Source organism: Kitasatospora sp. NPDC127060 (assembly GCF_042724935.1).
GTDB lineage: Bacteria > Actinomycetota > Actinomycetes > Streptomycetales > Streptomycetaceae > Kitasatospora.
In genome coordinates this window covers 30,951-52,923 of the sequence record NZ_JBHXEG010000027.1, presented here as the reverse complement: position 1 = coordinate 52,923, position 21,973 = coordinate 30,951, and the positions used below count along the sequence as shown (strand labels likewise).

The following is a 21,973-nucleotide window of genomic DNA, read 5'->3' as shown; positions in this document are numbered from 1 at the left end:
GAACAGCGGTCGCGGTTACGCGTCCACCGTCGCCGGCTCCTCGGCCTCGGCCGGCGGGGTCGCCTTCACCGAGTCGAGCAGCAGCTGGGCCACGTCGACCACCTTGAGGTGCTCCTTGGCCGCGCCCTCGTTCTTCTTGCCGTTGACCGAGTCGGAGAGCATCACCAGGCAGAACGGGCAGGCGGTGGAGACGATGTCCGGGTCGAGGGACAGCGCCTCGTCCACGCGCTCGGTGTTGATCCGCTTGCCGATGCGCTCCTCCATCCACATCCGGGCGCCGCCGGCGCCGCAGCAGAAGCCGCGCTCCTTGTGTCGGTGCATCTCCTGCTGGCGCAGACCGGGGACCTTGTCCATGATCTCGCGCGGCGGGCTGTAGACCTTGTTGTGGCGGCCCAGGTAGCAGGGGTCGTGGTAGGTGATCAGGCCCTCGACCGGGTTCACCGGGACGAGCTTGCCCTCGTCGATCAGGTGCTGCAGCAGCTGGGTGTGGTGGATCACCTCGAAGTGCCCGCCGAGCTGCGGGTACTCGTTGGCGATGGTGTTGAAGCAGTGCGGGCAGGTGGCCACGATCCGCTTGGTCGGGGCGTCCTCCAGCGCGGCGTTCAGCGTCTCCACGTTCTGCGCGCCGAGCATCTGGAAGAGGAACTCGTTGCCCAGGCGGCGCGGGGAGTCACCGGTGCAGGTCTCCTCCTTGCCGAGGATGGCGAACTTCACGCCGGCGGTGTGCAGCAGCTCCGCGAAGGCCTTGGTGGTCTTCTTGGCGCGGTCCTCCAGGGCACCGGCGCAGCCGACCCAGTAGAGGTACTCGACCTCGGCGGGGTCGATGTCCTCGCCGATCACCGGCACCTCGATGCCGGTCTCCTTCTTGAGCTCCTTGACCCAGTCCAGGCGGGCCTTGGTGGCCATGCCCCACGGGTTGCCCTTGTTCTCCAGGTTCTTGAGCATCGTCCCGGCCTCGGTCGGGAAGTTGCTCTCGATCATCACCTGGTAGCGGCGCATGTCGACGATGTGGTCGATGTGCTCGATGTCCACCGGGCACTGCTCGACGCAGGCGCCGCAGGTGGTGCAGGACCACAGGACGTCCGGGTCGATGACGCCGTTCTCTTCGGCGGTGCCGATCAGCGGGCGCTCGGCCTCGGCCAGCGCGGCCGCCGGGACGTCCTTGAGCTGCTCGGCGGTCGCCTGCTCGGTGCCCTCCATGTCCTTGCCGCCACCGGCCAGCAGGTAGGGGGCCTTGCCGTAGGCGTGCTCGCGCAGGCTCATGATCAGCAGCTTGGGCGAGAGCGGCTTGCCGGTGTTCCAGGCCGGGCACTGCGACTGGCAGCGACCGCACTCGGTGCAGGTGGAGAAGTCGAGGATGCCCTTCCAGGAGAAGTGCTCGACCTGGGAGACGCCGAAGACGGCGTCCTCGGCCGGGTCCTCGAAGTCGATCGGCTCGCCCTTGCTCGTCATCGGACGGAGCGCTCCGAGCGCGGTGCCGCCGTCCTCCTCGCGCTTGAAGTAGATGTTGAAGAAGCCGAGGAAGCGGTGCCAGGCCACGCCCATCGAGGGGTTGAGGCCGATGGTGACCGCCCACGCGAACGAGATGCAGATCTTCAGCATCGCGAACAGGTAGACCAGGTTCTCCAGCGTGCCGTGCGACAGGCCGCTCAGCGCGGAGGTGATCGGGTACGAGACCAGGTGCTCCGGGCCGTACGAGTCGACGCCGGCCAGGGCGCCCTCCAGGGCGCGCAGCATCAGGATGCAGAGGCCGATGCCGAGGATCGTGTACTCGACGTAGAAGGCCTGCCAGGCGATCGAGCCGGCGAACCGGGACTTGCGGCCCGACCGGGACGGCAGGCTCATCAGGCGGATCACCATCAGGGTGGCGATGCCCAGCGTGGTCAGGGTGCCGACGAGCTCGACGAAGAGCTGCCAGATCATCCAGTTGCCGATGATCGGCAGTTCCCACTCGGCGTCGAAGAGCTGGCCCATCGCGTTGACGATGGTCAGCACCAGGCTGAAGAAGCCGACCGCGACGAACCAGTGGGCGATGCCCACGATCCCCCAGCGGTTCATCCGGGTGTGGCCGAAGAACTCGGTCGCGACGGTCTTGACCCGCTGGGCGGGCTTCCCGAAGCGGGTCGAGTCCGGCGCGCCGGTCAGCACGACCCTGAAGATGTGCCACGCCGCACGGAGGGCGAGCGCGGTGCCGATCACGAACGTGACCAGCGAGATGACGATCGCTGCTAGTTGCATCGCTCTCCGTCTCCTGCGGCTTGCGGTTGAGCAGTGTCTGCGGTTCTGCGGTTCTGCGGTTCTGCAGTTTTCCGAACTGATTGTACTGGTCGGTAACTTGCCGGGCCGACGGCCCGGACATTACCGGTGCGCAACAGTTCTCCAGAAGGTTCCCAAGCTATGGCGGCAGTCACGTGACCGCACGCCCGCCGCCCCGGCCGTCCGCGGCCGCCGTCGCCCGCACCGCCGCGGCCCGCACCCTCGTCGCCGACCCCGCCACCGCCATCGCCATTGCCGCCGCCACCGCCCCGCCGCCGGGCACCGTCCGCGCCGCGTCGGGCCTCAGCAAAGTTGAGCGACTGGCACTCATACCTGTTGACGCCCCCCGTCGAGTCGTGCATCCTTGAGCCCGTAAAGCTCAACTCTTCCGTGGAGGTACCTACGATGGCACGCGCGGTCGGCATCGACCTCGGCACGACGAACTCGGTCGTCAGCGTTCTGGAGGGTGGCGAGCCCACCGTCATCACGAACGCCGAGGGCGCTCGGACCACGCCGTCCGTCGTCGCCTTCGCGAAGAACGGCGAGGTCCTGGTCGGCGAGGTGGCCAAGCGCCAGGCGGTCACCAACGTCGACCGCACCATCCGCTCGGTGAAGCGCCACATGGGCACCGGGTGGAAGATCAACATCGACGGCAAGGACTTCAACCCGCAGCAGATCTCGGCCTTCGTGCTGCAGAAGCTGAAGCGCGACGCCGAGGCCTACCTGGGCGAGACCGTCACCGACGCCGTCATCACCGTCCCGGCGTACTTCAACGACTCGGAGCGCCAGGCCACCAAGGAGGCCGGTGAGATCGCGGGCCTCAACGTCCTGCGCATCGTCAACGAGCCGACCGCGGCCGCCCTCGCGTACGGCCTGGACAAGGACGACCAGACCATCCTGGTCTTCGACCTCGGCGGCGGCACCTTCGACGTCTCCCTGCTGGAGATCGGCGACGGGGTCGTCGAGGTGAAGGCCACCAACGGTGACAACCACCTCGGTGGCGACGACTGGGACCAGCGCGTCGTCGACCACCTGGTCAAGGTCTTCCAGTCCGGCCACGGCGTCGACCTGTCCAAGGACAAGATGGCCCTGCAGCGTCTTCGCGAGGCCGCCGAGAAGGCCAAGATCGAGCTGTCCTCGTCCTCCGAGACCTCGATCAACCTGCCGTACATCACGGCCTCCGCCGAGGGCCCGCTGCACCTGGACGAGAAGCTCACCCGCGCCCAGTTCCAGCAGCTGACCGCGGACCTGCTCGAGCGCTGCAAGGTCCCGTTCCACAACGTGATCAAGGACGCCGGCATCTCGCTCTCCGAGATCGACCACGTCGTCCTGGTCGGTGGCTCGACCCGCATGCCCGCCGTCGCCGAGCTCGTCAAGGAGCTGACCGGCGGCCAGGACGCCAACAAGGGCGTCAACCCGGACGAGGTCGTCGCCATCGGCGCCGCGCTCCAGGCCGGTGTCCTCAAGGGCGAGGTCAAGGACGTCCTCCTGCTGGACGTCACCCCGCTGTCCCTCGGCATCGAGACCAAGGGCGGCATCATGACCAAGCTGATCGAGCGCAACACCACGATCCCGACCAAGCGCTCCGAGATCTTCACCACGGCCGAGGACAACCAGCCGTCCGTGCAGATCCAGGTCTACCAGGGCGAGCGCGAGATCGCGGCGTACAACAAGAAGCTCGGGATGTTCGAGCTGACCGGCCTGCCGCCGGCGCCGCGCGGCCTGCCGCAGATCGAGGTCACCTTCGACATCGACGCCAACGGCATCATGCACGTCGGCGCGAAGGACCTCGGCACCGGCAAGGAGCAGAAGATGACCGTCACCGGCGGCTCCTCGCTGCCGAAGGACGAGGTCGACCGCATGCGCCGCGAGGCCGAGCAGTACGCCGAGGACGACCACAAGCGCCGCGAGGCCGTCGAGACCCGCAACTCCGCCGAGCAGCTCGTCTACTCGACCGAGAAGTTCATCGCGGACAACTCCGACAAGCTCCCCGCCGACGTCAAGACCGAGGTCGAGACCGCCATCGGCGAGCTCAAGGAAGCCCTCAAGGGCGAGGACATCGCGAAGATCCGCGAGGCCTCCGAGAAGGTCTCCACCACCGCCCAGAAGCTCGGCCAGGCGCTCTACGCCAACGCCGACGCCGCCGGTGCCGGTGCCGCCGCGGCCGGCGAGTCCACCCACGCCAAGGAGGACGACGTCGTCGACGCCGAGATCGTGGACGACGAGAAGCCCAAGGGCGGTGCGTCGGCATGACGGACAAGCCGCAGGGCGGTAAGCCCGGCGACGACTCCGCCGCCGAGGAAGCCGTGATCAAGGCTGCCGAGGAAGCCGCGGCCGGCGGTGCCGGCGAGGGCTCCGACGAGCTCGCCGCGGCCAAGCGCGAGCTGGCCGAGCGCACCGCTGACCTGCAGCGCCTGCAGGCCGAGTACCAGAACTACCGCAAGCGGGTCGAGCGCGACCGGCTGACGGTCCGCGAGATCGCGGTCTCCAACATCCTGGAGTCCCTGATCCCCGTGCTGGACGACATCGGCCGCGCCCGCGAGCACGGCGAGGTGACGGGCGGCTTCAAGTCCGTCTCCGACTCCCTGGAGATGGTCGTCGCCAAGCTGGGCCTGCAGCAGTTCGGCAAGGAGGGCGAGCCCTTCGACCCGACCCAGCACGAGGCTCTGATGCACAGCTACTCCTCGGACGTCACCGAGGACACCTGCGTGCAGATCCTCCAGCCCGGCTACCGCATCGGCGAGCGGATCATCCGCCCGGCCATGGTCGCCGTCGCCGAGCCCCAGCCCGGCACCCAGACGACGCCCGGCCCGGACGCCGAGGCCAAGTCCGCCGACCCGGACAAGTCCGACGGTGGCTCGGACAGCTGACAACCTGTGACAGCTGACAACCAGTGCGCTGCGGAGTCGTACGCCGGCCAGTACGGCGGCCGACTCCGCAGCGCGCTGTCAACAGCACTTCTTTCGGCTGCTGTTGACAGCGCAGTGACGATGGACATCGGGAGGTGGCGGAAGCCGTGAGCGAGCGCAGCGGGCGAACCATTCTGAAGTGCGTGTACCGCTCCGCGGCTGCCGAGCTCGGCGAGGTGGGCGCATGAGTGGCAAGGACTACGTGGAGAAGGACTACTACAAGGTCCTCGGCGTGCCCAAGGACGCCACCGCCACCGAGATCAAGAAGACCTACCGCAAGCTGGCCCGCGAGTTCCACCCCGACGCGAACAAGGGCGACGCCAAGGCCGAGGAGCGCTTCAAGGACATCTCCGAGGCCTACGACGTCCTCTCCGACGAGAAGCGCCGCAAGGAGTACGACGAGGCCCGCAGCCTCTTCGCCAACGGCGGGTTCCGCACCGGCGGCCCCGGCACCGGCAGCTACGGCTTCGACTTCGGCGACCTCTTCAGCGGCAACCAGGGCGGCGGGGGCGGCGGCGGAATCGGCGACGTCTTCGGCGGCCTCTTCAACCGCGGCGGCACCCGGCAGGCCCAGCCCCGGCGCGGCGCCGACGTCGAGACCGAAGTGACGCTCTCCTTCGAGGAGGCCGTCGACGGCGCGACCGTGCCGCTGCGGATGACCAGCCAGGCCCCCTGCCGCCTCTGCAACGGCACCGGCGCCAAGTCCGGCACCACCCCGCGGGTCTGCCCGACCTGCGTCGGCGCCGGCACCGTCAGCCGCGGCCAGGGCGCCTTCGCACTCTCCGAGCCGTGCAAGGACTGCCGCGGCCGCGGCATGATCGTCGACGACCCGTGCCCCGACTGCCACGGCAGCGGCCGGGCCAGCTCCGCCCGCACCATGCAGGTCCGCATCCCGGCCGGCGTCCAGGCCGACCAGCGGATCCGGCTCAAGGGCAAGGGCGCCCAGGGCGAACGCGGCGGCCAGCCCGGCGACCTCTACGTCACCGTGCACGTCGACCCGCACCCGGTCTTCGGACGCAAGGGTGACAACCTCACCGTCACCGTCCCGGTCACCTTCCCCGAGGCCGCCCTCGGCGCCACCATCGAGGTGCCCACGCTGAACGGCCCCGCCGTGAAGCTCAAGCTCCCCCCGGGCAGCGCCAACGGCCTCACCATGCGCGCCCGCGGCAAGGGCGCCACCCGCAAGGACGGCACCCGCGGCGACCTCCTCGTCACCGTCGAGGTCGTGGTGCCGCAGCACGTCACCGGCGACGCGCTGAACGCGCTGGAGCAGTACCGCGAGGCCACCGCCTCCGACGACCCACGAGCCGCTCTCTTCCGGGCGGCGAAGGGAGCGTGACGACCAGATGTCCCCGAACCCCCTCAACCCGATGAATCCGATGGGCGCCGACGGCCCGATGGACTCCAACGGCCCCATCGGCCCCGGCCTCGGCGAGGGCCTGCCCGGCAACGGCCCCCGTCGGCCCCGCCGCGCCGCCGCCCCGCCGCAGTACGTGCTCACCGAGGACACCCCGGTGTACGTCATCTCGGTCGCCGCCGAACTCTCCGGCCTCCACCCGCAGACCCTGCGCCAGTACGACCGCCTCGGCCTGGTCTGCCCCGACCGCACCGCCGGCCGCGGCCGCCGCTACTCCGCCCGCGACATCCAGCAGCTGCGCGAGGTCCAGCGGCTCTCCCAGGACGAGGGCATCAACCTGGCCGGCATCAAACGGATCATCGAGCTGGAGAACCAGGTCACCGCCCTCCAGTCCCGCATCACCGAGCTGGTCGACTCCCTCGAAGGCGCCGCCACCGCCATCCAGCAGCGCGAGGCCGCCGTCCACGCCTCCTACCGCCGCGACCTCGTCCCCTACCAGCCCCCCACGCCGCAATCCAGCGCCCTCGTCGTCTGGCGCCCCAAGCGCTGACCCGGGGCCCGGACCGCACCACAGCCGCCGGCTCCCTCCTGTTCGGGGGGTGCCGGCGGCTGGCGTGTGGTGAGAGAGTGGCTGTCCGCTGGACGGTCCTCGCCTACCAGCAGGGTCACACCGAGCCGGTCGAATTCACGTATTCCACGGGCTTCACCAACCATCTTGTCCGGAAAATGGCAAGGAGAGAAAAATGAGCGGCCGGGAGCAGGCAGGTCTTCCAGCGAATGGATCTCGCACCCTGTCACCCGAAGCCCGAGAGCTCTTCCTGGCCATCAGTCAGAGGCGCGGCAGGACGATCCGAAAGGACGATAAATATGCCGCCACAGATGCACTTAACGAACTGACAGAAATCGGACTACTGGTCCCCGATATCGATGAGCCCGGAACGTTCGTGGCAGTCGACCCCGCACAGCTTTCGATGAGCCTCAGCCTCACTTGGCAGCGACAGGCACTGGATCTACTGTCCCGCGCTATATCGATCCCCACGGATTTCAATGAACTTGCCGAAGGATTTCACTCGCCAAGCCAGATCGGCGGCCCGATCGAATACGTTCGCGGAAAAGCGCTCATAAACCAGAGGCTCCGGCAGTCCACCGAAAAGGGACTGGTGGAAGCGCTTGCGATGCAGCCTGGCGGGCCTCGCCCGCCCGAGGTCCTCGCAGCAAGCATCGAGCCCGACCTTGCGGTCCTCCGGCTTGGCGCCAGCATGAGAACCATCTACCACGCGAGCACGCGATATCACCAGCCGACCAGGGACTACGTCACCACCTTGACTGCGGCAGGTTCACAGTTCCGCACCCTGGACGAGCCCTACACCAGACTCATCATCATCGATCGCCGAATAGCTGTAATTCCTGTTGCCGATGACATGGGCCTTGCGGCATTCATATACGATCAATCCGTCATCAAATATCTCGCCGATGAGATATTTGAACGCAACTGGGCCCGCGCACTTGAGTTCGACGGGAATCGAGCAGTTCCGCAGGAGGTCGTCTCCAGGCTGCGACAGACGATCATCGAACTACTGCTTGAAGGAACGAACCACCGCGTCATCGCACGCCGCCTGGGCATCAGCGAAAGAACCCTGGCGCGCCACATAGCGGAGATGCGAGACGACTACAACGTGGATTCGCTGTTCCAACTGGGCTACGTTCTCGGACGAGCGACCCAAGACGCCCCGATCCAACCGTGAGTCACCAGCCGCACCTGGGCGGCACCGCACTTTCCCGTGACCTGGGGGCGGCGAACCTCACGTCCAGTTTATGTCGTTTTGGATGAGTGCAACCGCAGCAATGTGCCCGGAGCTCACGGGTCGTTCCTGAGGGAGCGAGGAGCACACGGCCACCAGCATCGCCACACCGATGACAACCGGGAGCACGACCCTCCGGACGTGCCGTTGGATGCGAGACATCAGCCAACCACTTCCCTCAAAACCCAGGTATCGAACTAATCATCAGCCATGGAACGCGCACCCCCATAGTGCCGTATGGCCGTGTGGCTACGCCATCCCCCCTGTCGCATGCGTGCGTCATCTCCCTGCCAGGCATCCAGATGCCACCTCGTGAACCTGGACGGGGTGGCGTCATGCGATGGACGATCAGTTCGCTCCCAATGGTCCGGCAAGACACCACATCTTGCCAATGTACCGTCAAATGACTAGCCGTTCACCAAACATCGGCATTACGCCGCAGAGCAGCCCAAATCCAACGCATTCGCCGACGCACTCTCCCCTGGTCGGCCTTCCCCCGGAGTCGACATGACCGAGCCCTACCTGCGTCACAACGACAGCCAGGCCCCTGAGGGTCGGCGTGCACGTGTGTTCCTGGCCGCGCCGCTGATGCGGCTGACCGGCCCCGCGGACAGCGTGGTGACGCTCGCCAGCCGGACGCGGCTGACGACGCTCCGCACCACCCTGCTCCGCAGCGGTGCCGCCGTGTACAGCGCGCACCACAGCGACGCCTGGACCGTTGCCGGCCGGGCGCCCGAGCCCCGGGTGCCGTCCGACTTCCGGGCGCTGCAGTCCGCGGACCTGGTGTTCGCCTACGTCGGTGCCCCGCTCTCGGCCGGGGTCAGCCTCGAACTCGGTTGGGCGTCGGCGCTGCGGAAGCCGATCGTCCTGCTCGTCGACGAGGCCATCACCCACAACCCGCTGATCGCCACCATCGAGCAGGTCGCCCCCGTCCTGCCGCTGGTCTTCGACGACACCTGGTCCCAGGAGGCCCTCCACCACACCGTGGAGACCGCCCTGGACTGGGCCGGCATGGCGCTCTCCCTCCGCGAGGGCTTCTGGACCGCCCCCGGCGACCGCTTCAACGTCCCCCGGCAGCAGACCGCCCTTCCCGGCTACTGGCCGACCGGCGCCGCCACCGGCTGAGCCGAACTCACCCACCGGACTCCCCCGTCCGGGCTCCCCGCTTCTGCCGGCCGAGCTGGAACAGGGTCTCGGCGTCGTACACGTCACGCAGCCGGGCGATGTGGCCGGCCACGGTCCGCTCGCTCAGCCCCGTGCGGCTGGCGATCGCCCGCTGCGTGAGCCCCTTCGCGAGCAGGCGACCCACCTGATCGTGGGCCTGGGTCAGGTCCTCCAGCAGGTCTGGCGCCTCGGCGGACCGGACGAGCAGGCGGGCACTCTCCTCCCGCAGATCTGCCCCGACGCGGTCACCGACGGCACGGGGGCTCACCGCGCTGTAGGTGCTGTCGGCAACGCGGAGGACGGTCAGTCCGAGGTCGGCGAGTCGCTTGACGGTGGCTTCGTCCTCTGGGCAGATCTCACCGATGTGTATCCGGCCTTCTTCGGCCAGGATCGCGCGGTAGAGCTCGCGGGCGGCGGCGTCGGGCAGGTCGAGTACCGGCTCAGGCATTGCGGGCTCCCCCCATCTGCCAGCCGAGCTGGAAGAGGGTCTCGGCGTCGTACAGCTCGCGCAGGCGGGCGATGTGACTGGCCACGGTGCGCTCGCTGAGGCCGAGGCGGGTGGCGACGGCGCGTTGGGTGAGGCCTCGGGCGAGGAGGCGGGCGATCTGGTCGCGGGTGTCCGGATCGGGTGAACCCTCTGTCATGGAATCCCAGTTGACGGCGTCGGACTGGTGCCACAGTTGCTCGAAGGCGTCCACGATGAACGCCACCGTCGGCGGGTCGTCGACGATGGCGGCGCTGCTGTTGTCCGGAGCGGCGGGGATGACGGCGACGGTGCGGTCGAAGACCATGAAGCGTTTGAACGGCCGGTCCAGCACTCGTATCCCGCAGCCGAGTCGGGTGGCCGCCGCCGCGTAGGCCACTGCCGGGGCGTCGGTGCGGGCGCCGCGCTCGAACAGGCAGCGAATGGCGCCACCGCGTTCGAGGTAGCGGCGGGTGCGGACCAGGGATTCGGCCAGCTGGCCGGCGTCACGGCTGACACCCGGCTGTGCACTCAGCGCCTCACTGGCGAACTCCCGGGTCAGTTGCTCGACTTCGTGACGGATCTCGGCCTTGTCCGTGATGATCCTGGCGCTACTGCGGCCGGGATCGCGGCGGGGTGCGGTGTCGTAGGCACGGGTGAGGTCGCGCAGTTGCCCGGGGATCTGGTCGGCTTCGGCCAGCAGTCGGGCGCACGCCCTGCGGATGTCGGCACTGATCCGTTCGGCGACCGACCGGGGATCGACCGCGCTGTACGCGTTGTCCACCAACTGCGGCACCAGAAGGCCGAGTTCAACCAGCTGTCCGAGCGCCTCCCGGTCCGCCGGGCCGATGTCGGCGGCGCGGACGCGGCCGCCCTCGCGGAGGATGGCGAGGTAGAGCTCGCGGGCGGTGGGGTCGGGGAGGGCGGCGGGGTCAGCCATGGCGGTCTCCGCGGAGGTGCCAGCCGAGGTGGAAGAGGGTCTGGGCACCGTAGCGGTCGCGGAGGCGGGCGATGTGGCCGGCGACGGTGCGTTCGCTGAGGCCGAGGCGGGTGGCGACGGCGCGTTGGGTGAGGCCACGGGTGAGGAGGTGGCCGATGCGGACGGTGGTGGGGTGGGGGGCGCCGAGGTGGTGGTCGGCCGGGGTGGCGCGGGCCCAGTCGCGGTGGAAGTGGGCGACCAGGTGGGCGACGGTGGCGGGGTCGGTGAGGACGGCGACGCAGTTGCGGTCCTCGGCGGCGGGGATGACGGCCACCGAGCGGTCGAAGACCAGCATCCGCTCGTACGGTTCGGCGAGCACCCGGGTCTGGGCGCCCTGGCGGCTGCGGAGGCCGATCTGGTGCAGTACGGCGGGGTCGTCGAGGATGGCGGGCTGGTAGAGGGTGCGTGTGGTGCAGCCGCGGCGGAGCAGGGAGAGGTCCTGGCCGAGGGTCAGTTGGAGGAGTTCGGCGGGGCGGGGGCCGGGCTGGGCGGAGAGGAACTCCTCCTTGCAGTCGGCGAGGAGTTCGGTGAGGCGTCGGCGGATGGCGGTGTGGCCGTCGATCTGGGTGGCGGGGAGGGACCCGTCGTCGAGTTCTCCGCCGGCCGGGCCGCCCGACCGGTGGAGCGCCTCGTAGGCGTGGGAGAGCGGCCGGAGGGCGCCCGGGAGCCGTTCGGCGTGCACGAGCAGCCGGGTGGCGCGGAGCCGGAGTTCGGCGCCGAGCCGGTCACCGAGGGCGCGCGGGTTGGCGGCCGTGTAGCCGGTGGCGGTGGGGGTGAGGAGGCCGCGGGCGACGAGGGCGGCGACGGTGGGCCGGTCGGCGGGGGCGAGGTCCTCGTGGCGCAGCCGGCCGCCGCCGCGGACGGCGGCGAGGTAGAGGTCGCGTTCGGCGGGGCCGGGTTCATCGGTCATCGCGGGCGCCTCTCATCAGCCAGCCGAGCTGGAAGAGGGTCTGGGCGCCGTAGCGGTCGCGGAGGCGGGAGATGTGGCCGGCGACGGTGCGTTCGCTGAGGCCGAGGCGGGTGGCGACGGCGCGTTGGGTGAGGCCGCGGGCGAGCAGGCGGCCGACCCGGTCGGGGATGGTGCGGGCGGGGCCCTGGCCGAGGGCGGCGGCGGCTTCGGCGGTGTCGGCGCGGGCCCAGTCGCGTTCGAAGCCGGCGATCAGGAAGGCGAGGGAGGCCGGGTCGCTGATGAAGGCGGCGGTGCTGTTGTCGTCGTTGGCGGAGATGACGGCGACGCTGCGGTCGAAGACGATCAGCCGCTGGAAGGGCTCGTCGAGGACCCGGATCTGCGAGCCGTGCCGGGTGACCTGCTCGGCGTAGGCGATGGCGGGTGGTTCGGCGAGCGCGACCGGCTGGTAGACGGTGCGCAGCGAGCAGCCGCGCTGGAGGAGTTGGACGTCCTGGGCGAGGGCGACCTGCAGGGTGTCGGCGGGCCGGTGGCCGGGTTGGGCGGTGAGGACCTCGGAGCGGCAGTCGGAGACCAGTTGGGAGATCCGCTGGCGGATGTGGACGTGGCCCTCGACGTAGACGGCGCCGCCGGCGCGGCCGGACGGGCGGGGCATCGCGTCGTAGGCGCGGGTGAGGCCGTCGAGGGCGCCGGGGAGGTTCTCGGCGCGGACCAGCAGCCGGGTGGCCTCGCTGCGGAGTTCGGCGCCGAGGCGGTCGCTGACGGACCGCGGGCTGACGGCGGTGTAGCAGCGGTCCAGCCGGTTGGCCATGACCAGGCCGATGTCGAGGAGTTGGCGGAGCGCGGTCCGCTCGGCGTCGGTGATGTCGGCGAACGGGATGCGGCCGCCTCCGGCGATGATCGCCAGGTAGAGCTGTCGGGCGGCCTCGTCGGGTTCCTCGCCCTCGGGTCCCGCCTGGTGCGGCGCGTCCGCCGGTTCCGCCGTCACGTCGTAACTCTCCCTGCCGGACGCTCTCCCCTGTTGCCTCCCCGCCGGTACGCGCGCGCCGTGGCGGTGCACGGTCCGCGGGTGCCGGTGGCCGGGCGTCTCACGCTACCGGCCGGACGGCGGGCCCCCGGGTCCGGGTGCCGTCGCACACGGGCTCCCGGGGGCCGCCGTCGGTACGCCAATGCCAGGGCGATTCCGTCGAGGCGGAGCAGCAACGCCTCGCCGGATCCGGCCCGGGCTCCATCACCACACATGGATCCCGGCCGGCGCTCTTCCCCCCCGTTCCACGGCCGCGGGATGTTGCACCCGCGGTCAGTTCTGAAGAGCGGATCGCCACCATCGGGCTGCGGTGCCCGGACGGCCTGGCGTGCCTCCACCCTCACAGCGTGACGGCCGGTGGACAAGTGCCGCCGGAGTGCAGGTTCACGCAATTGCAACTTTCCGCATCCCCCGGTGGGCCCGGGGGCGTGGGCGGCGGGCAGGATTCCGGTAAAGGTCGAGGCCAGCGGGGGGCGGGGGCGGTGGGCGGCGGTTGGCGGTGCACCGTCATCCCGTAGCTGCGCGTTCCTGCAACGGCCGCGTGCTCATGAGCAGCGAGAACCGTCCGGCGAGAACCGCCCGGCGGGGTCCACCGCGGTCGTGTCCCACCGCTGAGCCCGGCCCGTGCCGGCCCGGTTCAGCGCGCCAGCAGCCGCCCGCGCACCAGCCCGGCGGCCGTACCGCCCGCCGCCAGCACCCAGGCGGTGCCGAGCAGCAGGTAGAGCCCGACGGTCAGGGCGGTGAAGCCGCCGAAGCCGGTGTGCTTGGCGAGCGCGGCGGCGCCGGTGACGCAGGTGCCGATCGGGAAGGTGTACGCCCACCAGGTCATCGCGAAGGGCATCCCGGCCCGCCGGGCGCGCAGGTTCGCGGTGAGCGCGACGGCCAGCCAGAGCATCGCGACGCCGATCACCGCGACGCCGTACAGCTCGGCCAGCGGCAGCAGGACGGGGGCCAGCGCGGGCAGCACCGGGCGGGCCGCGTCGGCGAGCTGGTGGATCGCGGTGACGGACTGGCCGAGCGGGCCGAGCACCAGGAACAGCGCGGGGGTGAGCGCCAGGGTGGGCAGCTTGCTGTGGAACAGCCCGGTGAACACCACCGGCAGCAGCACCAGGGTGGCCAGCAGGCCGACCCCGAACAGCGCCCAGCAGCCGTACAGCAGGGCCTGCTGGGGCGTTCCGGCGGGCAGGTGCGGGACGAGGGCCGGGCCGCAGGCGGAGGCGACCAGCGGGGCGACCACGGGCAGCAGCCAGGTCGGGTTGGCCTCCAGGGCGGACACCCGGTGCCGGGTGATCATCAGGTACGGGATGCCGGCCGCGACGGTCAGCGCGTAGAGCGTGCCGACGCCCCACAGCACGGCGTCGACGGCGACGGCCGGGCCGGTGCCGATGACCCGCGAGCCGAGCAGCAGGGTGCCGAGCCCGACCGCCAGCAGTGCCATCGGCGGACAGCCGTAGAAGACGGCGGTGGCCGGGTTGTCCAGCAGCTGGGTCCGGGCCGCCTCGCGGTGCCGGGTGAGGTGCACCAGCCGGGCGCCGGCCAGCACCAGCAGGGCGGCCGCTCCGAGCGCCCACATGACCTCGCCGAAGCCGATCAGGCCGGGCAGCCGGACCGGCAGGGCGGCGGCACCGTTGGCCACGATCGCGGTGCCCATCACGGCGGCGTACCAGTTGGGGCCGAGCTGGGAGAGGTCGAAGCGGGAGAGCCGGGAGCCGGCGGCGGGGATCGCGGGGATGGCCTGAACGCCGGTGGAGCCGGCGGGAACGGCCGGGGCGCCGGTGGAGCCGGCGGGAACGGCCGGGGCGCCGGTGGAGCCGGCGGGGGCCGCGGGGCGGCGGGCGAGTGGACGGACATCGGCCGAGATGGACATGGATCCACCGTCGCCGAGCGGCCCGCCCTCCGGTAGCGCCGCGGATTCTATGAGGGCATAGCCTGAACCTATGCCCCTCTCCCCGCACGTCCCCGAACTGGGTGCCCTGGAACTGCTGCTCTCGGTGGCCCGGCTCGGCAGCGTCGGCCGGGCGGCGGCCGAGCTGGGGGTGAGCCAGCCGACCGCGAGCGCCCGGATCAAGGGCATGGAGCGGCAGATCGGCGTCCCGCTGCTGGAGCGCTCCCCCCGGGGCAGCCGGCCGACCGAGGCGGGCCGGCTGGTGGTCGAGTGGGCCCGGCAGGTGGTGGAGGCGGCGCAGGCGCTGGACGCCGGGATCGACGCGCTGCGCGAGCGGCGGGACGCCAAGCTGCGGGTGGTGGCCAGTCTGACCGTCGCCGAGTACCTGATGCCGGGCTGGCTGCTGGCGCTCTCCGAGGCCAGTCCGGGGACGGCGGTGACGCTGCGGACGGCCAACTCGGCGGAGGTCGCCGGGCACGTGCTCGCCGGGGACGCCGACCTCGGCTTCGTCGAGGGCCCGTCCACCCCGCCCGGACTGGGCGGTGCCGTGGTGGCTGCGGACCGGCTGGTGGTCGTGGTGGCGCCCAACCACCGGTGGGCCCGCCGCCGCACCCCGCTGACCGGGAAGGAGCTAGCGGCCACCCCGCTGGTGCTGCGCGAACCGGGCTCGGGCACCCGGGAGGTGCTGGAGATGGCGCTGACCCCGTACGGGGGCGCGGTGCCGCCCCGGATGGAGCTGGCCTCGTCCACGGCACTGAAGGCGGCGGCGATGACCGGGGCGGGACCGGTCTGCCTGAGCGAGCTGGCGGTGGTGGAGGAGCTGGCCACCCGGCGGCTGGTGGAGGTGCCGCTGGCGGAGGAGCTGGACCTGCGGCGGCCGCTGCGGGCGGTGTGGCCGGCCGGGCAGCGGCCCGGCGGGCCGGCCCGGGAACTGCTGGGGCTGACCCGGCGCCGCCCCGGCCGGTCCCCGAGACGGACGGCCTGAGCGGCAGGGCCGACACGGAAGGCCCGGGGGCCGAAAAGGCTTCGCCGAAAAGTTGAGCGGAATACACTCAACTTAGTGCATGCTGTATCTGGCAGTACTGAAGGACGACGAGGGAGGATCCCCCAGCAGTGGACGCGAGCAAGTTCACCACCAAGACGCAGGACGCCCTGTCCGCCGCGATCCGGCAGGCGGGCGCGGCCGGCAACCCGGACGTCAAGCCGGTGCACATCCTGATCGCCCTGCTGGAGCAGCCCGAGGGCATCGCCCGGCCCCTGTTGGAGGCGGTCGGGGTGAACGCGGCCCGGATCGACGCCGAGGCGCGCCGCCAGCTGACCGCGCTGCCCAGCGCGATGGGCTCGACGGTCGCCGCCCCCCAGCTCGCCCGGGACACCCTGGCAGTGCTCACCGAGGCCGGCAGGCGCGCGGACGACCTGGACGACCAGTACGTCTCCACCGAGCACCTGCTGGTCGGCCTGGCCGCCGAGGGCGGGGCCGTCGCCGAGCTGCTGGTGCAGCAGGGCGCGACGCCCAAGGCGCTGCTGGCCGCCTTCAAGGACGTACGGGGCAGCGGAAAGGTCACCTCGCCGGATCCGGAGGGGACGTACAAGGCCCTGGAGAAGTACGGCACCGACCTCACCCAGGCCGCCCGGGACGGCAAGCTCGACCCGGTGATCGGCCGTGACCACGAGATCCGCCGGGTGGTCCAGGTGCTCTCCCGCCGGACGAAGAACAATCCGGTGCTGATCGGCGAGCCCGGCGTCGGCAAGACGGCCGTGGTCGAGGGGCTGGCCCAGCGCATCGTGGCCGGGGACGTCCCGGAGTCGCTGCGCGGCAAGCGGCTGGTCGCGCTGGACCTCAGCGCGATGGTCGCGGGCGCCAAGTTCCGCGGCGAGTTCGAGGAGCGGCTGAAGGCCGTCCTGAACGACATCAAGTCCTCCGACGGCCAGGTCGTCACCTTCATCGACGAACTGCACACCATGGTCGGCGCGGGCGCCGGCGGAGACTCCGCGATGGACGCCGGCAACATGCTCAAGCCGATGCTGGCCCGCGGCGAGCTGCGGATGGTCGGCGCCACCACGCTGGACGAGTACCGCGAGCGGATCGAGAAGGACCCGGCCCTGGAGCGCCGCTTCCAGCAGGTGCTGGTCGGCGAGCCCAGCGTGGAGGACTCGATCGCCATCCTGCGCGGCCTCAAGGGCCGGTACGAGGCGCACCACAAGGTGCAGATCGCGGACGCCGCCCTGGTCGCCGCGGCCACCCTGTCCAACCGCTACATCACCTCCCGCTTCCTGCCCGACAAGGCGATCGACCTGGTCGACGAGGCGGCCTCCCGGCTGCGGATGGAGATCGACTCCTCCCCGGTGGAGATCGACGAACTCCAGCGTGCCGTCGACCGGTTGCGGATGGAGGAGCTGGCCCTGGAGAAGGAGTCGGACCCTGCCTCGGTCGACCGGCTGGCCCGCCTGCGGCGCGATCTCGCCGACCGGAACGAGCAGTTGAGCGTACTGACGGCCCGCTGGGAGCAGGAGAAGAAGAGCCTCAACCGGGTCGGCGAGCTCAAGGAGCGGCTGGACGACCTGCACGGAGCGCTCGAACGGGCCCAGCGCGACGGGGACTTCGAGCGGGCGTCCAAACTGATGTACGCCGAGATCCCGGCCGCCGAGACGGAGCTCATCGAGGCCCAGGAGCGCGCCGCCACCGCGAACACCGAGCCTGGGGCCGCCACCGCCTCGATGGTCAAGGAGGAGGTCGGCCCGGACGACGTGGCCGACGTGGTCGCCTCCTGGACGGGCATCCCGGCCGGTCGGCTGCTGGAGGGCGAGAGCGCCAAACTCCTGCGCATGGAGGACGAGTTGGGCCGGCGCCTGATCGGCCAGGCGGAGGCCGTGCAGGCCGTCTCGGACGCGGTGCGCCGCACCCGTTCGGGCATCGCCGACCCGGACCGCCCGACCGGCTCCTTCCTGTTCCTCGGCCCGACCGGCGTCGGCAAGACCGAACTCGCCAAGGCCCTGGCCGACTTCCTGTTCGACGACGAGCGGGCGATGGTCCGGATCGACATGAGCGAGTACGGCGAGAAGCACTCGGTCTCCCGGCTGGTCGGCGCCCCGCCCGGGTACATCGGCTACGAGGAGGGCGGCCAGCTCACCGAGGCGGTCCGCCGCCGCCCGTACAGCGTGGTGCTGCTGGACGAGGTGGAGAAGGCCCACCCGGAGGTCTTCGACGTGCTGCTCCAGGTGCTCGACGACGGCCGGCTCACCGACGGCCAGGGCCGCACGGTGGACTTCCGCAACGCGATCCTGATCCTCACCTCCAACCTGGGCTCCCACTACCTGGTGGACCCGGCCATCCCGGAGGACAAGAAGAAGGCCCTGGTGCTGGACTCCGTCCGGGCCGCGTTCAAGCCGGAGTTCCTCAACCGGCTGGACGACATCGTGGTCTTCGACCCGCTGGGCACCGCCGAGCTCAGCCGGATCGTCGACCTCCAGGTGGCCCGCCTCGGCGAGCGGCTGCGCGAGCGCCGGCTCACCCTGGAGGTCTCCGCCGCCGCCCGCGACTGGCTGGCGCTCACCGGGTACGACCCGGCGTACGGCGCCCGCCCGCTGCGCCGGCTGGTGCAGTCCGCGATCGGCGACCAGCTGGCCCGGGCGATCCTCTCCGGGCAGGTGCACGACGGGGACACCGTGCTGGTCGAGCGGGACGACGAGGGCGACCGGCTCACCGTCCGTAGCCGGGGGCCGCTGGAGAAGTAGGCACCGGTGTCCGGGCCGCCTCCCCGCTCGCGCGAGGGGGCGGCCCGTGCCGCGCCCTGGCCCGCCGCGCCCACCGCCGCGCCCCGCCGTACCCGCCGCGCGCCCTACCCCGCCGTACCGCGCTGCTGCCGCCGGGAGCGGTCCCGCCAGGCCCGCGCCAGCCGGTGCAGCTCGGCCCCCTGGGACTCCGGCAGGTTCCAGGTCTGGGTGAGCAGCCGCAGGGTGGACACCCGAGGGCAGGACACCCCCCGCTCCAGGTCGCGGATCGACCGCACACTCAGTCCGGACACCTCGCCCAGTCGCTCCTGCGTCATCCCCCGTTCCAGCCGGATGTTCCGCAACAGCGCCCCGAGCGACGCGCCCTCCCCGGTCACCGTACGCTCCATCCCTGCTCCCCCCATCGGTCCAAATCACCTCAACTCACCCGGGGCAAAAGGGTTTTGCCAACGGCGAGTTCCGTCGCACGCTAACCGCATCCGGCCCGCGCGGCAGCCGAACCCGGCCGCCGGGCGCGTGACTTGGCTCACCCACCCGCCCGGGGCCCGACAGTTCGGTCGGACCCCGCGCACCCTGGGTGACCGCGACCTCCGCACGCCCCCCGGAGGAAGATCGACGCGCCCCCCGGCGCCCCTGTGAGCGAAGCCCCCGATGAGGCAGGATGGGAGGTGGAAAGGGCGGCCTCTCATTGCCGGCCACCACGTGCACTGAGGAAGAGGACCCCCATGAGCATCGACCCGTCGTCCATCCCGTCGTTCGGCGCGCCCCAGGGCGGCCAGCCCGGCGGCCAGGGCGGCCGGCCGGCCGGCCCTCCGCCGATCATCGTCCCGGACCAGGCCCTGGTCACCCAGCTGCTCGACCAGATGCAGCTCAAGCACGTCGTGGACGAGGAGGGCGACCTCACCGCCCCCTGGGAGGGCTTCCGCGTCTACTACATGTTCCGCGGCGAGCAGAAGGAGCTCTTCGCGGTGCGCGCCTTCTACGACCGCTCGTACCCGCTGGAGAAGAAGGGCGAGATCCTCGACCTGATCGACGAGTGGAACCGCGAGACCCTCTGGCCCAAGGTGTACACCCACACCCACGAGGACGGCGTGGTCCGCCTGATCGGCGAGGCCCAGATGATCGTCGGCACCGGCGTCAACCTGGACTACTTCGTCACCACCACCGCGAACTGGACCCAGGCCGCGGTCGGCTTCGAGCAGTGGATCGTCGAGCGCCTCGGGCTGCAGAACGAGATCGAGGGCGAGGACGGCGAGGGCGAGGACGGCGAGGAGGCCTGATCCCGGCCCCGGCGCGCACCCCTGCGGCCCGGTCCCCGGCACGGCCGGGCGCCGGGCCGTTCGCGTCTCCGTACCCCCCGCACCGCCGGACCGTCCTTGTCGCCCGCCCCCGGCTGCCCCAGGATGGCCCTGACGACGATCCGTGAGGAGCCACCGATGGGTACCAGGCCGCTGCTGAACCGCCGACTGGCCGGGATGGGCACGACGATCTTCGCCGAGATGTCCGCCCTGGCCACCGCCACCGGCTCGATCAACCTCGGCCAGGGCTTCCCGGACACCGACGGGCCCGAGGAGGTCCGCGAGGCCGCCGTACGGGCCCTGCGCGAGGGCCGCGGCAACCAGTACCCGCCCGGCCCCGGCGTCCCCGAGCTGCGCACCGCCGTCGCCGAGCACCAGCAGCGCTTCCACGGCCTGTCGTACGACCCGGACACCGAGGTGCTGGTCACCGCCGGCGCCACCGAGGCCATCGCCGCCGCCCTGCTCGCCCTGCTGGAGCCCGGCGACGAGGTGATCGCCCTCGAACCCTTCTACGACTCCTACGCCGCGTGCATCGCCATGGCCGGTGCCACCCGCCGCCCGCTCACCCTCCGGGCCCCGCACTTCCGCCCCGACCTGGACGAGCTGCGCGCCCTGATCACCCCGCGCACCCGGCTGCTGCTGATCAACACCCCGCACAACCCCACCGGGACCGTCCTGACCCCCGAGGAGCTGGCCGCCATCGCCGCCCTCGCCGTCGAGCACGACCTGCTGGTGGTCACCGACGAGGTCTACGAGCACCTGGTCTTCGGCGCCACCCACCACCCGCTCGCCGCCCTCCCCGGCATGCGCGAGCGCACCGTCACCATCTCCTCGGCCGGCAAGACCTTCTCCTTCACCGGCTGGAAGGTCGGCTGGGTCACCGGGAGCCCCGCCCTGGTCTCCGCCGTCCGCACCGCCAAGCAGTACCTCACCTACGTCAGCGCCGGCCCCTTCCAGTACGCCGTCGCCGAGGCGCTCCGCCTCCCCGACAGCTACTTCGACACCCTGCGCACCGACCTGCGCCGCAAGCGCGACCTGCTGCTCGACGGCCTCACCGCGGCCGGCTTCCGGGCCTTCACCCCCGAGGGCACCTACTTCGTCACCACCGACATCACCCCCCTCGGCGAGAAGGACGGCATCGAGTTCTGCCGCGCCCTCCCCGAGCGCTGCGGTGTGGTCGCCATCCCCAACGCCGTCTTCTACGACGACCCCGACGCGGGCCGCAGCCAGGTGCGCTTCGCCTTCTGCAAGAAGGACGAGGTGCTCACCGAGGCCGTCACCCGCCTGCGGCGGCTCTGACCGACCACACGGTGGAAGAGCGCGCTCAGCCGCCCGGGGCCACCGGACCGGCCTCGTGGGCGAAGACCACCGCCTGGGCACGTCAGACCCCTGCGGCCGTACCGAGCAGACGGACGGCCAGCCGCCGCCGGGCGACGACGAGCACCCGGAACAGTGCCGCGACGGCGTACGCCGAGCTGCGCCAGTCGTAGCTTGCGCGACGCCAACCTTCCTATGCAGCGGGCGACTTGGCGGTGAGTCCGGAATGCGTGGCGAGTGCCATGAGGCGTTTCCCCCTGCGGGGCGGTTCCGCGAACCCTCCGCCGCCAGCCCGACCCAATGGTCTTGTCACCATGAAGAGTTGGCGATCACATCGTCCGGCACAGGTGCCGGCCGAGCACCGTGACGTAGCACGCCGGCGCGACCACCGGCAGGCCGTGGCCACCCATAGCCCGGGGGTGGGGCGGTTTGTGCAAAGGGGTCGGGTACTCCAGGGGTGCGGTGCGCGCAGGCGGCGCTCGGAGAGGTTTCGCGCGCCCCCCATTGGACGGGTCCAATTCTGGCCCGACTGCCGTGCTGATTGGCTCTCAACTTCCATGAGTGACAGGCTTCTTTGCTGCCGTTGAGGCAAACCGGGCGACCCGTCCGGCACGCCGGAGCGGCCCTCCGCGCCCGGCGTGTCGAGGGCGGCGGCGCATGTAGCGCGCGAACAGCGCACTACCGGCGCACACGGCGCACAGGCCGGTTACAGGGGCGCGCGCTGTGCAGAGTCGCACACCGGGTCGATCAGAGCCGGGAAGCAGGTGTGCTCGAAACGGTGAATGCTTGACAAAGTTGGGTAAATCACCGACGGACCCGGCGTATTCATGCTTCTCTGCTGCTGAATCTCCAGCCGGAATCCTTCCTTCCACGGTCG

General features: G+C 71.1%; 17 protein-coding genes. 10 read left to right on the top strand and 7 right to left on the bottom strand.

Translation table 11 applies throughout. The annotated features are described in order from the left end of the window. Nucleotides 1-15: 15 nt before the first annotated feature. A complete protein-coding gene (locus ACFWIS_RS17380) occupies nt 16-2,238 on the bottom strand; it encodes a (Fe-S)-binding protein (protein WP_380454266.1) in 2,223 nt (740 codons plus the stop codon). 423 nt (nt 2,239-2,661) lie between these two features. Between ACFWIS_RS17380 and dnaK the strand changes: the two genes are divergently transcribed. The 6 genes from dnaK to ACFWIS_RS17350 all read left to right on the top strand — a co-directional run bounded on the left by dnaK (nt 2,662) and on the right by ACFWIS_RS17350 (nt 9,449). Beyond that, the gene (dnaK, locus tag ACFWIS_RS17375; RefSeq protein WP_350506620.1) at nt 2,662-4,509 is read left to right on the top strand and encodes a molecular chaperone DnaK; all 1,848 of its coding nucleotides are present in this window, start codon (nt 2,662-2,664) and stop codon (nt 4,507-4,509) included. Continuing rightward, a complete protein-coding gene (gene grpE / locus ACFWIS_RS17370; RefSeq protein ID WP_380454264.1) occupies nt 4,506-5,126 on the top strand; it encodes a nucleotide exchange factor GrpE in 621 nt (206 codons plus the stop codon). The genes dnaK and grpE overlap by 4 nt, the downstream gene beginning before the upstream one ends. A gap of 223 nt (nt 5,127-5,349) precedes the next feature. Further along, nucleotides 5,350-6,504 (top strand): molecular chaperone DnaJ, encoded by a 1,155-nt coding sequence (dnaJ, locus tag ACFWIS_RS17365; protein ID WP_380454262.1) that lies wholly within the window; start codon nt 5,350-5,352, stop codon nt 6,502-6,504. Nucleotides 6,505-6,562: 58 nt separating this feature from the next. Then, a complete protein-coding gene (locus ACFWIS_RS17360) occupies nt 6,563-7,072 on the top strand; it encodes a heat shock protein transcriptional repressor HspR (RefSeq protein ID WP_380454314.1) in 510 nt (169 codons plus the stop codon). Between the two features lie 193 nt (nt 7,073-7,265). Beyond that, nucleotides 7,266-8,267: a helix-turn-helix domain-containing protein gene (locus ACFWIS_RS17355; RefSeq protein WP_380454260.1), complete on the top strand. Its 1,002-nt coding sequence runs from the start codon at nt 7,266-7,268 to the stop codon at nt 8,265-8,267. 564 nt (nt 8,268-8,831) lie between these two features. Next, nucleotides 8,832-9,449, top strand: coding sequence for a hypothetical protein (locus tag ACFWIS_RS17350; protein WP_380454258.1), 618 nt, complete (start codon nt 8,832-8,834; stop codon nt 9,447-9,449). Nucleotides 9,450-9,456: 7 nt separating this feature from the next. On the opposite strand, the gene ACFWIS_RS17345 is transcribed toward ACFWIS_RS17350, so the two are convergent. The 5 genes from ACFWIS_RS17345 to ACFWIS_RS17325 all read right to left on the bottom strand — a co-directional run bounded on the left by ACFWIS_RS17345 (nt 9,457) and on the right by ACFWIS_RS17325 (nt 14,731). Further along, nucleotides 9,457-9,936, bottom strand: a complete 480-nt coding sequence (locus ACFWIS_RS17345; protein WP_380454256.1) for a LuxR C-terminal-related transcriptional regulator — start codon at nt 9,934-9,936, stop codon at nt 9,457-9,459. After that, a complete protein-coding gene (locus ACFWIS_RS17340; RefSeq protein WP_380454254.1) occupies nt 9,929-10,891 on the bottom strand; it encodes a helix-turn-helix domain-containing protein in 963 nt (320 codons plus the stop codon). Before ACFWIS_RS17340 ends, ACFWIS_RS17345 begins: the two co-directional genes overlap by 8 nt. Next, nucleotides 10,884-11,840 carry a LuxR family transcriptional regulator gene (locus ACFWIS_RS17335; RefSeq protein ID WP_380454252.1) on the bottom strand — a complete coding sequence of 319 codons (957 nt, stop codon included), beginning with the start codon at nt 11,838-11,840 and terminating at the stop codon, nt 10,884-10,886. Before ACFWIS_RS17335 ends, ACFWIS_RS17340 begins: the two co-directional genes overlap by 8 nt. Beyond that, nucleotides 11,830-12,825 carry a LuxR family transcriptional regulator gene (locus ACFWIS_RS17330; protein ID WP_380454250.1) on the bottom strand — a complete coding sequence of 332 codons (996 nt, stop codon included), beginning with the start codon at nt 12,823-12,825 and terminating at the stop codon, nt 11,830-11,832. Before ACFWIS_RS17330 ends, ACFWIS_RS17335 begins: the two co-directional genes overlap by 11 nt. 676 nt (nt 12,826-13,501) lie before the next feature. Further along, nucleotides 13,502-14,731 (bottom strand): TDT family transporter, encoded by a 1,230-nt coding sequence (locus ACFWIS_RS17325; protein WP_380454248.1) that lies wholly within the window; start codon nt 14,729-14,731, stop codon nt 13,502-13,504. A 70-nt stretch (nt 14,732-14,801) separates the two neighbouring features. Here ACFWIS_RS17325 and ACFWIS_RS17320 point away from each other — a divergent pair, with 70 nt between their 5' ends. Together ACFWIS_RS17320 and clpB are read left to right on the top strand one after the other, a co-directional pair. Then, nucleotides 14,802-15,734, top strand: coding sequence for a LysR family transcriptional regulator (locus ACFWIS_RS17320; RefSeq protein ID WP_380454246.1), 933 nt, complete (start codon nt 14,802-14,804; stop codon nt 15,732-15,734). A gap of 128 nt (nt 15,735-15,862) precedes the next feature. Then, a complete protein-coding gene (gene clpB, locus ACFWIS_RS17315) occupies nt 15,863-18,484 on the top strand; it encodes an ATP-dependent chaperone ClpB (protein ID WP_380454244.1) in 2,622 nt (873 codons plus the stop codon). A 104-nt stretch (nt 18,485-18,588) separates the two neighbouring features. Here the strand turns inward: clpB and ACFWIS_RS17310 are convergent, their stop codons facing one another. Next, a complete protein-coding gene (locus ACFWIS_RS17310; RefSeq protein ID WP_380454242.1) occupies nt 18,589-18,870 on the bottom strand; it encodes a helix-turn-helix domain-containing protein in 282 nt (93 codons plus the stop codon). Nucleotides 18,871-19,206: 336 nt separating this feature from the next. Between ACFWIS_RS17310 and ACFWIS_RS17305 the strand changes: the two genes are divergently transcribed. After that, nucleotides 19,207-19,761 (top strand): YbjN domain-containing protein, encoded by a 555-nt coding sequence (locus ACFWIS_RS17305; RefSeq protein ID WP_380454241.1) that lies wholly within the window; start codon nt 19,207-19,209, stop codon nt 19,759-19,761. Nucleotides 19,762-19,917: 156 nt separating this feature from the next. After that, nucleotides 19,918-21,078 carry a pyridoxal phosphate-dependent aminotransferase gene (locus tag ACFWIS_RS17300; protein ID WP_380454239.1) on the top strand — a complete coding sequence of 387 codons (1,161 nt, stop codon included), beginning with the start codon at nt 19,918-19,920 and terminating at the stop codon, nt 21,076-21,078. The last annotated feature ends 895 nt before the right edge of the window (nt 21,079-21,973 follow it).